Annotated in this window: 14 protein-coding genes; 9 read left to right on the top strand and 5 right to left on the bottom strand. The window is 43.0% G+C overall.

The window, feature by feature from the left end; all coding sequences use genetic code 11:
* Positions 1-3 precede the first annotated feature (3 nt).
* The 3 genes from QM956_RS08935 (at position 4) to nrdI (ending at position 2,423) form a co-directional block, all read left to right on the top strand.
* The gene (locus tag QM956_RS08935; protein ID WP_045612384.1) at positions 4-1,290 is read left to right on the top strand and encodes a response regulator transcription factor; all 1,287 of its coding nucleotides are present in this window, start codon (positions 4-6) and stop codon (positions 1,288-1,290) included.
* A 60-nt stretch (positions 1,291-1,350) separates the two neighbouring features.
* The gene (locus QM956_RS08930; RefSeq protein ID WP_049515522.1) at positions 1,351-1,881 is read left to right on the top strand and encodes an ABC transporter permease; all 531 of its coding nucleotides are present in this window, start codon (positions 1,351-1,353) and stop codon (positions 1,879-1,881) included.
* Positions 1,882-1,958: 77 nt separating this feature from the next.
* A complete protein-coding gene (nrdI, locus tag QM956_RS08925) occupies positions 1,959-2,423 on the top strand; it encodes a class Ib ribonucleoside-diphosphate reductase assembly flavoprotein NrdI (protein WP_125443293.1) in 465 nt (154 codons plus the stop codon).
* A 47-nt stretch (positions 2,424-2,470) separates the two neighbouring features.
* On the opposite strand, the gene QM956_RS08920 is transcribed toward nrdI, so the two are convergent.
* Positions 2,471-2,929, bottom strand: coding sequence for a DUF3021 domain-containing protein (locus QM956_RS08920; RefSeq protein WP_125443294.1), 459 nt, complete (start codon positions 2,927-2,929; stop codon positions 2,471-2,473).
* On the bottom strand, positions 2,926-3,366 hold the full coding sequence (locus tag QM956_RS08915) for a LytTR family DNA-binding domain-containing protein (RefSeq protein ID WP_125443295.1): 441 nt from the start codon (positions 3,364-3,366) through the stop codon (positions 2,926-2,928). The genes QM956_RS08920 and QM956_RS08915 overlap by 4 nt, the downstream gene beginning before the upstream one ends.
* Positions 3,367-3,572: 206 nt before the next feature.
* On the opposite strand from QM956_RS08915, the gene mutL reads away from it, so the two are divergent.
* Genes mutL through QM956_RS08895 form a run of 4 tightly spaced genes read left to right on the top strand, consistent with a single transcriptional unit; the run spans position 3,573 to position 7,376 of the window.
* Positions 3,573-5,522 (top strand): DNA mismatch repair endonuclease MutL, encoded by a 1,950-nt coding sequence (gene mutL, locus QM956_RS08910; RefSeq protein ID WP_414302444.1) that lies wholly within the window; start codon positions 3,573-3,575, stop codon positions 5,520-5,522.
* A gap of 15 nt (positions 5,523-5,537) precedes the next feature.
* Positions 5,538-6,131 (top strand): Holliday junction branch migration protein RuvA, encoded by a 594-nt coding sequence (gene ruvA, locus QM956_RS08905; RefSeq protein ID WP_125443297.1) that lies wholly within the window; start codon positions 5,538-5,540, stop codon positions 6,129-6,131.
* Positions 6,132-6,140: 9 nt separating this feature from the next.
* Positions 6,141-6,701 (top strand): DNA-3-methyladenine glycosylase I, encoded by a 561-nt coding sequence (locus tag QM956_RS08900; protein WP_261019919.1) that lies wholly within the window; start codon positions 6,141-6,143, stop codon positions 6,699-6,701.
* Entirely contained in the window at positions 6,702-7,376 is a 675-nt protein-coding gene (locus QM956_RS08895) for a CPBP family intramembrane glutamic endopeptidase (RefSeq protein WP_261019920.1), read from the top strand.
* Positions 7,377-7,425: 49 nt separating this feature from the next.
* On the opposite strand, the gene QM956_RS08890 is transcribed toward QM956_RS08895, so the two are convergent.
* The 3 genes from QM956_RS08890 to QM956_RS08880 form a co-directional block, all read right to left on the bottom strand.
* Positions 7,426-8,457, bottom strand: a complete 1,032-nt coding sequence (locus QM956_RS08890; RefSeq protein WP_261022539.1) for a S66 family peptidase — start codon at positions 8,455-8,457, stop codon at positions 7,426-7,428.
* 141 nt (positions 8,458-8,598) lie between these two features.
* A complete protein-coding gene (locus QM956_RS08885; protein WP_261009239.1) occupies positions 8,599-9,276 on the bottom strand; it encodes a DUF1129 domain-containing protein in 678 nt (225 codons plus the stop codon).
* Between the two features lie 11 nt (positions 9,277-9,287).
* Entirely contained in the window at positions 9,288-10,232 is a 945-nt protein-coding gene (locus QM956_RS08880; protein WP_000815623.1) for a magnesium transporter CorA family protein, read from the bottom strand.
* Positions 10,233-10,363: 131 nt separating this feature from the next.
* On the opposite strand from QM956_RS08880, the gene uvrA reads away from it, so the two are divergent.
* Both uvrA and QM956_RS08870 read left to right on the top strand, forming a co-directional pair.
* Positions 10,364-13,195 carry an excinuclease ABC subunit UvrA gene (uvrA, locus tag QM956_RS08875; protein ID WP_261022537.1) on the top strand — a complete coding sequence of 944 codons (2,832 nt, stop codon included), beginning with the start codon at positions 10,364-10,366 and terminating at the stop codon, positions 13,193-13,195.
* A complete protein-coding gene (locus tag QM956_RS08870; RefSeq protein ID WP_049543967.1) occupies positions 13,188-14,249 on the top strand; it encodes a M24 family metallopeptidase in 1,062 nt (353 codons plus the stop codon). Before uvrA ends, QM956_RS08870 begins: the two co-directional genes overlap by 8 nt.
* The last annotated feature ends 10 nt before the right edge of the window (positions 14,250-14,259 follow it).

The raw sequence follows: 14,259 nt of genomic DNA, 5'->3' as shown, positions 1-14,259 counted from the left end.
AAAATGTATAAAGTATTATTAGTAGATGATGAGTACATGGTGACAGAAGGTCTGAAACGTTTGATTCCCTTTGATAAGTGGGATATGGAGGTCGTCGCAACAGCCAGTCATGCCGATGAAGCCCTAGAATATGTTCAGGAAAATCTTGTTGATGTCATCATTTCAGATGTTAATATGCCCGACAAAACAGGGCTTGATATGATTCGGGAAATGAAAGAGATTTTACCAGATGCTGCCTATATCCTGCTCTCAGGTTATCAGGAGTTTGATTATGTCAAAAGAGCAATGAACCTTAGTGTGGTGGACTATCTGGTCAAACCTGTTGATAAGGTAGAGTTGGGAAATCTGCTGGAGAAGATTGCAGGTCAGCTCGGCGAGAGAGGGAAGAAAAGTCAGACCCTCAGTCAAGATTTAGACGAGGCTGGATTTGTTAGTTATCTAGGAGGTGAGGAGAATTGGTGGATAGGCCTAGCTAAGGAAAAACAAGGCTCCTTCACCATTCCCTACTATGTCTTGGGTCAAGACTGGCAGATTTTTATTTCTGATCAAGTCCTAGATGGTTTAGTCGTTACTCCCTTTGAAGCTCCTTATCAAGAACACTTTGAACGCTGGAAGCTGAATGCTGAGAAAGCCCTCTTTTACGGTTCTGTAAATCTAAAACAGTCTGAGAGTCTCTTTGCCTATTACGAACCGATTTATAGGGTTATCATTCAGGGAAATCTCAATCAAATCGTGGAAGAGTTGAACCTTTTGGAGAAGGTGGTTCTTGAAAATACGCCGCGTGTTCCGATTACCAAACAGCTTTTTATCCAGTTTGTCATGGATGTCTTCCATTTATTTGAGCATCTCAAAGCTGATGATTTGACGGATATTGTCAAAACGATTCATGCTATTCAATCCTTCGATGAATTGGTTCCTTATATCAAGGAAACTCTGACTCGATTCTTTGGGCAATATCGAATGAATGAAAATGTGGTTAGTGTGCTAGAAGTTATTGGTCGTGATTATCAGAAAGAACTTTCCCTTAAGGATATCAGTAAGGATCTTTTTATCAATCCTGTCTATCTGGGACAGTTGATTAAGCGAGAAACCAATTCGACCTTCGCAGAGCTTTTAAACAAACAACGCATTAAGGCTGCCCAACAACTTTTGCTTTCAACTAGTGACAGTATTGAAGATATTTGTTATGCGGTTGGTTACAGTAATGTTGGATATTTCTATAAAGTGTTCCGAAAATTGTGCGGAAAATCGCCAAAAGCCTACCGAAAACAGGTAGAAACTACACTATAATATTTGTATCCCTTTACAAAAAGTGCTATAATATCAATAATAACATCAGGAGGTTCTATCATGAAAAAGAAACCGATTTATCTATGGGTCTTGCTAATCTTGTCTGCCCTTATTTCAGCTACGTCTCTGTTTGAACTTTTGAAGCCCTTACCTAGCAAAGAAGTCCTTCGTGCTGCTCAAAAACAAGTTGCAGGGGTCAGTGCTCAGCAGGTAGAAGATAGCATTAATTATAGCTATAGAGTAGCAGAAGCATCTCATTCTATTTTTAATGTTGCCTTGATTGTGCTGTCTGCTATTTTAGTGGTAGTAGCGATTGTCTTCCTTATTCGTAAGAATTTGCAATATGCAAACTATACTTATGTTGGCTATGTTTTGTTAGCTATTATTGGTTCAATTTATACCTATGTGACTTTGCAAGACGCTGTGCAGTTGCTTCAAGATGAGACCATGCGTTTGACAATGAGTATTGGTTCAAAAGCTGTTAGCATTTTCTATATCGTCATCAATATTCTCTTCCTAGCCCTTGTCTTCTATAAGATGTGGCGTCAGCAGAAAGCCTTGGCAGAAGAAGAAACAGAAGAACTTGCTTAAGTATTGACAAAAAAGAACTATCAAGATACAATCTTGGTAGTTCTTTTTCGATTAAAAATAAAATCATGGAGGAAAATATGAAGACAATTTCTTTAGTTTATATTAGTCTGAGTGGCAATACTGAAAGTTTTGTGACGCGCTTGAAAGACTATCTCTTGTCCCAGTACGAGGGAATTGAAGTTCAAAAGATTCATATCAAGGATTTGGTCAAGGAAGGCCAAGATTTCTATGAAATGGACCATCCCTATGTTGCTTTTTTGCCGACTTACCTAGAAGGTGGGAATGGCGTTGATAACGGAGATGTCGAGATTTTGACAACACCAGTGGGGGATTTTATCGCTTATGGTGACAATGCTAGTAAGTGTTTTGGTGTGGTTGGTTCAGGAAATCGTAACTTTAATAACCAATACTGCCTGACAGCCAAGCAATACAGTCAACGTTTTGGTTTCCCTGTATTGGCTGACTTTGAAATGCGAGGCATGCTGGGAGATATCAAACATGTCGCAGCTATTATCGCAGATTTGTATGAGTTGGAAAGTTAAGCTTAGGCTTGACTTTTTTATTATTCCAAGTGGTTTTATCAGCACTCTCACTTTCTATGCTCCAAGAGTTGATTGATATGGTCTACTTTTTTTGATGCTCTTTTATAGGAAATAGTCCAAATGATGAGGTAGACAATTGAAAACTCGATAATGAGCTGGAGATAGAAGATCCAGTGGAAGGGGAACCAACCTGCTAGAGTTGCTAGTGGGATAAAGCCTACTAGCATGAGGAAGAAATGGGAAAGCGTCGCACGAAGCATGCTCCAGTCACGGCTGAATAAGCGGTTGCCAAAGTTGAAGAGCATACCGATGGCTGCCCAGATAAGAGTACAGTAGAGCAAGACCAGGGCACCGTGAACCTGATGTTGAGCCATCACTTGGCCGATGAGAGAGTCGGGACTTAACGGGGCGTAGGTACTTGGTGCATAAATGAGTGAAAAGATGATAGAGAGGATGAGGCCGATAAGAACACCAGTAGCTGCGTCGTGGAAGATTTGTTTTTTCATAGTTCTAATTTCTCCTTGATGGTTTTTAGATAACGGCGTGAAGAGTAGGTGAAGCTTTCGTTTTTCAAGAAAATTTCTACTAGGCCGTTGGGGGTGAGCTTGAGATGAGAGATGGAATCGATATTGATGATTTCTGATTGGGAAATTTGGATAAAATTGCTTGGCAAGATTTCAAGGACCTGATAGAGTCGCAAATCAATGCTGTAGGTCTGACTCGCGGTTTCTGCTAGAACCTTCCGATTCTCGATATAGAAGCGTTGTATCTTACCAATCTTAACTAGATAGACCTGATTATCAATCTTTCCTTTGATTGTTTCTTTTTGGTCAAGATTTTCTGCGAACTCGATGACTTTCTGGACTTTATCTGTCGGCTGAGGTGCTTGGACAATCAGTTTTTCCTCCTCGTAAGTCTCACTAATCTGTAGTTCTACTTTCATAAATTTCTCTCCTTGTTTTTCATACAAAATTGTGATCACTTCTTGTACACTTTTATTAAACACTATTTTACGACACCTGGCAAGGGACTTTGTCTATGTGGAGGGATTTGTATCCTATGTGGTGCTTGCTTTTCTGTCCTATCTGAAATATGGTATAATAGCACTAATCAATTTCTAGGAAAATAGATACGGAAAGGGGCTGAAAGATGTCTCATATTATTGAATTGCCAGAGGTGCTGGCGAACCAGATCGCGGCAGGAGAGGTCATTGAACGTCCTGCCAGTGTGGTTAAAGAGTTGGTAGAAAATGCCATTGACGCTGGCTCTAGCCAGATTATCATTGAGATTGAGGAAGCTGGTCTCAAGAAAATCCAAATCACAGATAATGGTCATGGAATTGCCCACGATGAGGTGGAGCTGGCCCTTCGCCGTCATGCGACCAGTAAGATCAAAAATCAAGCGGATCTTTTTCGAATTCGGACGCTTGGTTTTCGTGGTGAAGCCCTTCCTTCTATAGCGTCTGTTAGTGTCTTAACTCTGTTGACGGCTGTGGATGGTGCAAGTCACGGAACTAAGCTAGTTGCGCGTGGGGGTGAAGTTGAGGAAGTCATCCCAGCGACTAGTCCTGTGGGAACCAAGGTTTGTGTGGAGGATCTCTTTTTCAACACGCCTGCCCGCCTCAAGTATATGAAGAGCCAGCAAGCAGAGTTGTCTCATATCATTGATATTGTCAATCGTCTGGGTTTGGCCCATCCTGAGATTTCTTTTAGTTTAATCAGTGATGGCAAGGAAATGACGCGAACAGCAGGGGCTGGCCAACTGCGACAAGCTATTGCAGGGATTTACGGTTTGGCGAGTGCCAAGAAGATGATTGAAATTGAGAATTCTGACCTTGATTTCGAAATTTCAGGTTTTGTGTCCCTGCCTGAGTTGACTCGGGCGAATCGTAACTATATCAGTCTCTTCATCAATGGCCGTTATATCAAGAACTTCCTGCTCAATCGTGCAATTCTTGACGGCTATGGTAGTAAGCTCATGGTAGGCCGTTTTCCACTGGCTGTCATTCACATTCATATCGACCCTTATCTGGCTGATGTCAATGTGCATCCAACCAAGCAAGAGGTGCGGATTTCCAAGGAAAAAGAACTGATGACGCTGGTCTCAGAAGCTATTTCTAATAGTCTCAAGGAGCAAACTTTGATACCTGATGCCTTGGAAAATCTTGCCAAATCGACCGTGCGCAATCGTGAGAAGGTGGAGCAAACTATTCTCCCATTCAAAGAAAATACGCTCTACTATGAGAAAACTGAGTCGGCAAGACCTAGTCAAGCTGAAGTAGCTGATTATCAGGTGGAATTGACTGATGCAGGACAAGACTTGACCTTGTTTGCCAAGGAAACCTTGGACCAATTGACCAAGCCAGCAAAACTGCATTTTGCAGAGAGAAAACCTGCTAACTACGACCAACTAGACCATCCAGAGCTAGACTTAGCAAGTCTTGATAAAGCCTATGACAAGCTGGAGCGAGAAGAATCATCCAGCTTTCCAGAGTTGGAATTTTTCGGGCAAATGCATGGAACCTATCTCTTTGCCCAAGGGCGAGATGGGCTCTATATCATAGACCAACATGCGGCTCAGGAGCGGGTTAAGTACGAAGAGTACCGTGAAAGCATTGGTGATGTTGACCAGAGCCAGCAGCAACTTCTAGTGCCCTACATCTTTGAATTTCCTGCAGATGATGCCCTTCGTCTCAAGGAAAGAATGGCACATTTGGAGGAAGTGGGCGTCTTTCTAGCAGAGTACGGGGAAAATCAATTCATCTTACGCGAACATCCTATTTGGATGGCAGAAGAAGAGATTGAATCAGGCATCTATGAGATGTGTGATATGCTACTCTTGACCAAGGAAGTTTCTATCAAGAAATACCGAGCAGAGCTGGCTATCATGATGTCTTGCAAGCGGTCTATTAAGGCCAATCATCGTATCGATGACCACTCAGCCAGACAGCTGCTTTATCAGCTCTCTCAATGTGACAATCCCTATAACTGTCCCCACGGACGTCCTGTTTTGGTGCATTTTACCAAGTCGGATATGGAAAAGATGTTCCGACGCATTCAGGAAAATCACACCAGTCTACGTGAGTTGGGGAAATACTAAACTAAAAGGAAAACTATGTACGAATATTTAAAAGGAATCATTACCAAAATCACTGCCAAATACATTGTTCTTGAAGTCAACGGTATCGGTTATATTTTGCATGTGGCCAATCCTTATGCCTATTCAGGACAGGTCAATCAAGAAGCTCAAATTTATGTGCATCAAGTCGTACGTGAGGACGCTCATCTACTTTATGGATTTCGCTCAGAAGACGAGAAAAAGCTCTTTCTCAGTCTGATTTCGGTATCTGGGATTGGTCCTGTATCAGCTCTTGCTATTATCGCTGCTGATGACAATGCTGGCTTGGTTCAAGCCATTGAAACCAAGAACATCACCTACTTGACCAAGTTCCCTAAAATTGGTAAGAAAACAGCCCAGCAGATGGTGCTAGACTTGGAAGGCAAGGTAGTAGTTGCAGGAGATGACCTTCCTGCCAAGGTCGCAGTGCAAGCTAACGCTGAAAACCAAGAATTGGAAGAAGCTATGGAAGCCATGTTGGCACTGGGCTACAAGGCAACCGAGCTCAAGAAAATCAAGAAATTCTTTGAAGGAACGACAGATACAGCTGAGAACTATATCAAGTCGGCCCTTAAAATGTTGGTCAAATAGGAGCAGAGCATGACAAAACGTTGTTCGTGGGTCAAGATGACCAATCCGCTCTACATCGCCTATCATGATGAGGAGTGGGGCCAACCCCTCCATGATGACCAAGCATTGTTTGAGTTGTTGTGTATGGAAACCTATCAGGCAGGCCTGTCTTGGGAAACGGTACTAAACAAACGCCAGGCTTTCCGAGAAGCATTTCATGGCTATCAAATTCAAGCAGTCGCAGAGATGTCCGATACCGAATTGGAAGCCTTGCTGGATAATCCAGCTATCATCCGAAATAGAGCCAAGATTTTTGCTACACGCGCTAACGCCCAAGCATTTTTACGACTACAGGAAGAATATGGCTCTTTTGATGCCTATCTTTGGTCCTTTGTTGAGGGGAAAACGATCGTTAACGATGTTCCCGATTACCGCCAAGCCCCAGCTAAAACACCTCTGTCTGAGAAGTTAGCAAAAGATCTCAAAAAACGAGGCTTCAAGTTCACAGGCCCAGTCGCCGTCTTGTCTTTTTTACAAGCAGCAGGACTGGTTGATGACCACGAGAACGATTGTGAGTGGAAGGGGAATTAAATGATGTCTAACAAATATAAGAGAGTCCTTGTTTTTGGGATTCTCTATACAGTTCTTTTTGTGTTTGATGGCGTTAAATTGCTGGCTTCTTTAATGCCATCTGCCATTGCAAATTATCTAGTTTATGTAGTTTTAGCTCTATATGGCTCCTTCTTGTTCAAGGATAGATTAATCAAACAATGGAATGAGATTAGAAAAACTAAAAGAAAGTTCTTCTTTGGCATCTTAACAGGATGGCTCTTTCTCATTCTGATGACTGTTTTCTTTGGCTTTATATCAGGAATGTTGAGGCAGTTTGTAGGACTAGATGGACAAGGTCTAAATCAGTCTAATATTCAAAGTACCTTTCAAGAACAACCATTACTGATAGCTGTTTTCGCTTGTGTCATCGGACCATTTGTGGAAGAACTCTTTTTCCGTCAGGTTTTATTGCATTACTTGCAGAAACGGTTGCCAGATTTACTAAGTATTGTTCTGGTAGGACTTGTTTTTGCTCTGACTCATATGCATAGTTTGGCTCTATCAGAGTGGATTGGTGCAGTTGGTTACTTAGGTGGAGGCCTTGCCTTTTCTATTATTTATGTGAAAGAAAAGGAGAATATCTACTATCCCCTACTTGTTCACATGTTAGGCAACAGCCTTTCCTTGATCATTTTAGTTATCAGTAGTATGTGACGTTTTAGTAGTTATACAAGAGAAAAAAGCTGAGAAATTCTTCCCAGCTTTATTTGTTGTAGTCAAAGCGAATGACTTGCTCCTTTGCATCTACATGGGCGTGGACTCCAAAGGGAACAATGGCTCTTGGAGTTGCGTGGCCGACATTCAGATTATAGACAATTGGGATATTGCTGTCAATGATATCCAATAGTGCCTCTTTATAGTCGTCATAGAAAGTTTCATCCATAGGTTTCCCGACCAAGAGTCCGCTGATGACCTCGAATATGCTAGTGTCCTTTAAAGTCTGCAACATCTTTTTGAAATCTTCTGGCTCAGGCTTTTCTTCGCTTGTCTCTAGCAAGAGGATTTTTCCTTCCCAGTCTGACAAGTCAGGGAAAAGTTTGTATTTTTGACAGAGATCCGTGCTGTCTGCGTATCGAGAGTTGTTAAAGATATCGTAGAGGGATTCGAGACACCCACCGAGGATTTCTCCCTCGAACTGGGCATTTCCTTGCAACAAGTCAAAACCAGTATTTGCATGATTGATACGAGGTGTTCCTAGAGCCTTGGGACTGAAGTCAGTCCTTTCATCATACCAAACGTCACTAGGGCGGATTTCTGAGATTCTTCCCGTCTCAATCAATTCTTTGAAGTAGTGAAGGCTATAGGGCAGCATTTCCTTGTCTAATTCACAAATGTCTGCTAAAAAGGATTGCCCATAAAAAGTCTTGATTCCTAGTCTATGCAACATGAGATGGTTCATGGTTGTATCCGAGAAGCCAAGAAAAATTTTTTGTTTGATAACCTTTTGGAGTTGGTCATTTTCAAAAAGATAAGGTAGTAAGCGATAGGTATCGTCTCCACCGATGGCACATAGGATCATATCGATGCTATCATCAGAAAAGGCATGAATCAAATCCTCTGCACGAGCTTCAGGATGGTTCTTGATAAAGTCTAATCCATTTAGCGAATGGGGCAAAAAGATAGGATTGAGTCCCAGATCCTTGAGACGTTGGACACCCAAGTCCACTTCGTGTTTGACAAAGTCCTCTCCGATAATGCCACTAGATAAACTAACAATACCAATAGTAGAAACCATATCTCATCCTCCTAGAAATAGATTGAGTCTATTTTATCACAAAAGATTAGATAGAGCTATGTGGGATATCAGAAGAATATTTTAAAACCAAAAAAGTAAGTAAAAAAGCAACCGCACCTGCAGTTGCTTTTATCATTCTTCTTAATAACGTGTTGGTCCTGCACTTGCGCTGCGGATGTTCAAGCGTTTCTTGAGATAGAAGCGAAGGGCTAGGAGGGCTGCTCCGATAATAGCCAGCGGCAATGGAGCAAGTACTGGGTTAAGGCTAGCTGGTAGGAAGCTTGTTGCAAAGAAGACAAGTAACCAAAGGAACATAGATGCTAGGATAACCAGTACAGATTTCCAGAAAGGTGGGCGTTGACTGCGATCCATGTCTGGTCCATAATATTGGTAAACAAAGTAGTACATCAAGTAGAAGGCAAATCCCCCAACCAGTCCAACTAATAGGAGAGTGACAAATCCATAGCCAAAAGCTTGATCTGCCGCAAAGAAAGTTGTGAGGGCGCTGACGAGGGCAAAGAGGCTAGTGATGAAAAGAGCTGAGTCCATAATCATCAGTTTCGGATCGTCATTTTCTTTTGGATGCTCTTTTTCATATTGTTCCTTGACAGTGAAACTATGAGCCCAGTGGGTCGGTGCGCCATAGAGGGAACGAGCAGTCGTACCTTTAGATTGCTCCTCAAGAATTTGGGGAATAACTTCCTCAAAAATAGCCTTGATTTCAGCGTCTGTTTTTCCATCTTTGATGAATTGTTGGGTAGCGATGTGGACAAACTCTTGGTTTTTCTTAGTTAATTTTTGTAGATTAATCTGAGACATAGGAACTCCTCTTAGAACCATTTTTTATGGATGAGATAGAGAGTGAGCGAGACACTCATAGCAAAGGCGATAAAGACGATTAACCAGAAAGCATTTGGCTCGCCGTTTAGGGGGATTTCATTATCCTTAAAGTTCATCCCGTAGGCAGAAAAGACCATGGTTGGGATGGACATGACGATGGTCACAAGGGCCAAGGTTTTCATGATGTTGTTCTGGTTGTTAGAAATGATTGAGGCGAAGGTCTCTGTCATAGAATGCAAGACGTTTCCATAAATATCTGCCATCTCGATGGCCTGTTGGGTTTCAATCAGGGTGTCTTCAAGCAGGTCCTCGTCCTCAAGGTATTTCTTGATATTGCTGGTTGAGCTGGTCAATTTTTTAATCACGCGCTCATTTGTTTTGAGGGAGGCCTTGAAATAGACGATAGTTTTTTCCAATTCCATGAGCTCAATCAATTCTTCATTACGAGTTGATTGATGCAGTTGACTTTCGATTTGTTCACTCTTGCGATCAATCGAACGAAGGGCTGTTAGGTAAAGCTCTGCATTGCGATAGAGAATCTGGAAGATGAACCGCGAACGCATGAAGGTGTAGAAATTACGCAATCGACGGTTGATAAAGACATCGAGGACCGGTAATGGTTCCAAACAAGTAGTGATAATGGTTTCCTCGGTGATGATAATACCAAGCGGGATGGTTACGTAGTAGGTGCGATTATTTCTTTCTTCTGTGACCGGCACGTCAACGATAATCAGGGTGTACTCGTCTTCAATGGTAATACGAGACATTTCTTCCGCATCGAGCGGTGCTCGAAGGTCGGCAATATCGATATCGAAGGCGTTAGCGATTTCGAGTGATTCATTTTGAGTCGGATTGACGAGATTGATCCAAGTACCCGGTTCAAGCGTATCGATCTCTTTAAATTCAGTTGTTGTAGAGAGAAAAACTTGTTTCATATCCCTTATCCTTTCTCATTTTTCAGATTTTTTCACACCGTACTATTATACTACAAAATCGGCCTTTTGGGTAATAGAATCTCACTTTTTTTGGTATAATGGTAAGCAATAATGGACTAGAAAGAACAAAAATGCAAGATAAAATTGTCATTCATGGGGCGCGTGCCCATAATTTGAAAAATATTGATGTGGAGATTCCGCGAGACAAGTTGGTTGTAGTGACTGGTTTGTCAGGTTCAGGGAAATCCAGTCTGGCCTTTGATACCCTCTATGCGGAGGGACAACGTCGCTATGTGGAGAGTTTGTCAGCCTACGCTCGCCAGTTTTTGGGCAATATGGAGAAGCCTGATGTAGATGCTATTGATGGTCTCAGTCCAGCTATTTCTATCGACCAGAAAACGACTAGCAAAAACCCTCGCTCGACGGTGGGAACCACGACTGAAATCAATGACTATCTGCGTCTCCTCTATGCGCGTGTGGGGACGCCTTACTGTATCAACGGGCATGGGGCTATCAAGGCTTCTTCTGTGGAGCAAATCGTGGATAAGGTTTTGGAGTTGCCAGAACGCCAACGTCTGCAAATCTTAGCCCCAGTTATCCGTAAGAAAAAAGGACAGCACAAGAGCGTTATTGAAAAGATTCAGAAAGATGGGTATGTTCGTGTCCGTGTGGATGGGGAAGTCTATGATGTAACCGAAGTGCCAGAGTTGTCTAAGAGTAAGCAACACAATATCGATGTCGTGGTTGACCGTATTGTCATCAAGGAGGGAATTCGTAGTCGTCTCTTTGATTCTATTGAGGCTGCCCTTCGTATTGCAGAAGGTTATGTCATTATCGACACTATGGACGACTCTGAGTTGTTGTTCTCTGAGCATTATGCCTGTCCAGTTTGTGGCTTTACTGTTCCAGAGTTAGAGCCGCGTCTCTTCTCCTTCAATGCTCCTTTTGGTTCTTGTAGTGAGTGTGATGGCTTGGGCATCAAGCTGGAGGTGGATACTGATTTGGTAGTGCCAGATGCCAGTAAAACCTTACGTGAGGGAGCCTTAGCTCCTTGGAATCCTATCTCATCCAACTACTATCCAAACATGCTAGAGCAGGCTATGACAGCTTTTGGAGTGGATATGGATAAGCCTTTTGAGAACTTGTCAGAAGAGGATAAGAACTTGATCCTCTATGGGTCAGATGGTAAGGAATTCCATTTCCACTATGAGAATGAATTTGGTGGCGTGCGCGATATCGATATTCCTTTTGAGGGAGTTGTCAATAATATCAAACGTCGCTACCATGAAACTAATAGTGACTACACCCGCACCCAGATGCGCCTTTACATGAATGAGCTGACCTGCGGAACTTGTCATGGTTATCGTCTCAATGACCAGGCCCTGTCTGTCCGTGTTGGTGGTGAGCAAGGACCACATATCGGAGAAATTTCAGACTTGTCTATCGCAGACCACTTGGACTTGGTAAGCCAGTTGACTCTATCTGAAAATGAAGCCATCATCGCTCGTCCCATTCTCAAGGAAATCAAGGACCGTTTGACCTTCCTTAATAACGTAGGTCTTAACTATCTGACCCTGTCTCGTTCGGCAGGAACCCTTTCAGGTGGGGAAAGTCAGCGTATTCGCTTGGCAACCCAGATTGGTTCTAACTTATCAGGTGTTCTTTATATTCTAGATGAGCCGTCAATCGGTCTTCACCAGAGGGATAATGACCGTCTGATTGCCAGTCTGAAAAAGATGCGCGATTTAGGTAATACTCTCATAGTAGTGGAACATGACGAAGATACCATGCGCGAGGCGGATTATCTGATTGACGTTGGTCCTGGTGCGGGTGTTTTTGGTGGGGAAATTGTTGCGGCAGGTACGCCTAAACAGGTAGCTCGTAACAGTAAGTCTATCACAGGCCAGTACTTGTCAGGCAAACGTGCTATTCCAGTGCCAGACGAGCGCCGTACCGGAAATGGTCGTTTTATCGAAGTGACAGGAGCGCGTGAGAACAACTTGCAAAATGTCACAGCTCGTTTTCCACTAGGAAAATTTATCGCAGTGACAGGGGTATCAGGTTCAGGGAAATCGACATTAATCAACAGTATCCTCAAAAAAGCTATTGCTCAAAAACTCAACCGTAATTCAGACAAGCCTGGTAAATTCAAGACCATTACAGGGATTGAGCATGTAGACCGCTTGATTGATATTGACCAGAGCCCTATCGGACGAACGCCAAGGTCTAACCCTGCTACCTATACGGGAGTTTTTGACGATATACGTGACCTTTTTGCCCAGACAAATGAAGCCAAGATTCGAGGCTACAAGAAGGGTCGTTTCAGTTTCAACGTCAAGGGTGGTCGCTGTGAAGCCTGCTCAGGTGACGGGATTATCAAGATTGAGATGCACTTCCTGCCAGATGTTTATGTGGCTTGTGAAGTATGCCACGGGACTCGCTACAACAGTGAAACCCTAGAAGTTCACTACAAAGAAAAGAATATCTCGCAGGTCTTGGATATGACCGTCAACGATGCGGTGGAATTCTTCCAACACATTCCGAAAATTCAACGCAAACTTCAGACCATCAAGGATGTAGGGCTAGGCTATGTGACGCTAGGGCAACCAGCTACCACCCTTTCTGGGGGAGAAGCTCAGCGTATGAAGCTGGCTAGTGAACTCCACAAACGCTCGACAGGAAAATCTTTCTACATTCTCGATGAGCCGACGACAGGTCTTCATACCGAGGATATCGCTCGCTTGCTTAAGGTTTTAGCTCGCTTTGTAGACGATGGCAATACAGTCCTCGTCATTGAGCACAATCTAGACGTTATTAAGACTGCAGACCATATTATTGACTTGGGACCTGAGGGCGGTGTCGGTGGTGGAACCATCATCGCAACAGGAACTCCAGAAGAAGTAGCGGCCAATGAAGCCAGCTACACAGGACACTATTTGAAAGGAAAGTTACATCATGAATAAACGTGTACAAGCATTTCTAGCTAAAATGCAAGAAAAAGAACTAGATGGCATCATCATCAATAACCTTAAAAACGTCTATTATTTGACTGGTTTTTGGGGCTCAAACGGAACAGTCTTCATCAGCCGTGACCGTCAGGTCTTGGTGACAGACTCTCGCTATATCATTGCAGCTAAGCAAGAAACCAGTGGGTTTGAGATTGTGGCTGATCGTGATGAATTGGCTGTCATTGCAGGCATTGTTAAGGATATGGGCTTGTCTCGAATCGGTTTTGAGGATGAGATTTCAGTATCTTATTACCACCGTATGCAGGTAGCCTTTGAAGGAATTGACTTGCTTCCACAAACTCAGTTTGTTGAAGGTCTTCGAATGATTAAGGATGAGGCAGAGATTGCAGCGATTCGCAAGGCTTGTTCTATCTCAGACCAAGCTTTCCGCGATGCGCTTGACTTTATTAAGCCAGGAAAAACTGAAATTGAAATTGCCAACTTCCTTGACTTCCGTATGCGTGAGTTGGGAGCATCTGGCTTATCTTTTGACACTATTCTAGCTAGTGGTATCAACTCTTCCAAACCTCATGCTCATCCTATGCACAAACCAGTGGAACTAGGAGAAGCCGTTACTATGGACTTCGGTTGCCTTTATGACCACTATGTCAGTGATATGACCCGGACTATCTACTTGGGACACGTCAGTGATGAGCAGGCAGAGATTTACAATACGGTTCTCAAAGCCAACCAAGCCTTGATTGACCAAGCTAAGGCTGGCTTAGGTTTCCGTGACTTTGACAAAATTCCTCGTGATATTATCATTGAAGCAGGCTATGGCGACTACTTTACCCACGGTATCGGACACGGTATTGGGCTGGATATTCATGAAGAGCCTTACTTTAGCCAAACTTCTACAGAAACTATTAAGGCAGGTATGGCCTTGACCGATGAACCAGGTATCTACATCGAAGGCAAATATGGCGTTCGTATTGAGGATGATATCCTGATTACAGAGACAGGTTGTGAATTGTTGACCCTAGCTCCAAAAGAGTTGATAGTTATCTAAGAATTAAACA

Origin of the sequence: Streptococcus mitis (assembly GCF_047460035.1) — a bacterium.
GTDB lineage: Bacteria > Bacillota > Bacilli > Lactobacillales > Streptococcaceae > Streptococcus > Streptococcus mitis_DW.
This window is presented reverse-complemented; position numbering and strand designations above follow the sequence as displayed.

Bases quoted from the DNA above. Each gene is read 5' to 3' on its own strand.
- QM956_RS08935 (WP_045612384.1), top strand. From the start codon at position 4: ATGTATAAAGTATTATTAGTAGATGATGAGTACATGGTGACAGAAGGT.
- QM956_RS08930 (WP_049515522.1), top strand. From the start codon at position 1,351: ATGAAAAAGAAACCGATTTATCTATGGGTCTTGCTAATCTTGTCTGCC.
- nrdI (WP_125443293.1), top strand. From the start codon at position 1,959: ATGAAGACAATTTCTTTAGTTTATATTAGTCTGAGTGGCAATACTGAA.
- QM956_RS08920 (WP_125443294.1), bottom strand. From the start codon at position 2,929: ATGAAAAAACAAATCTTCCACGACGCAGCTACTGGTGTTCTTATCGGC.
- QM956_RS08915 (WP_125443295.1), bottom strand. From the start codon at position 3,366: ATGAAAGTAGAACTACAGATTAGTGAGACTTACGAGGAGGAAAAACTG.
- mutL (WP_414302444.1), top strand. From the start codon at position 3,573: ATGTCTCATATTATTGAATTGCCAGAGGTGCTGGCGAACCAGATCGCG.
- ruvA (WP_125443297.1), top strand. From the start codon at position 5,538: ATGTACGAATATTTAAAAGGAATCATTACCAAAATCACTGCCAAATAC.
- QM956_RS08900 (WP_261019919.1), top strand. From the start codon at position 6,141: ATGACAAAACGTTGTTCGTGGGTCAAGATGACCAATCCGCTCTACATC.
- QM956_RS08895 (WP_261019920.1), top strand. From the start codon at position 6,702: ATGATGTCTAACAAATATAAGAGAGTCCTTGTTTTTGGGATTCTCTAT.
- QM956_RS08890 (WP_261022539.1), bottom strand. From the start codon at position 8,457: ATGGTTTCTACTATTGGTATTGTTAGTTTATCTAGTGGCATTATCGGA.
- QM956_RS08885 (WP_261009239.1), bottom strand. From the start codon at position 9,276: ATGTCTCAGATTAATCTACAAAAATTAACTAAGAAAAACCAAGAGTTT.
- QM956_RS08880 (WP_000815623.1), bottom strand. From the start codon at position 10,232: ATGAAACAAGTTTTTCTCTCTACAACAACTGAATTTAAAGAGATCGAT.
- uvrA (WP_261022537.1), top strand. From the start codon at position 10,364: ATGCAAGATAAAATTGTCATTCATGGGGCGCGTGCCCATAATTTGAAA.
- QM956_RS08870 (WP_049543967.1), top strand. From the start codon at position 13,188: ATGAATAAACGTGTACAAGCATTTCTAGCTAAAATGCAAGAAAAAGAA.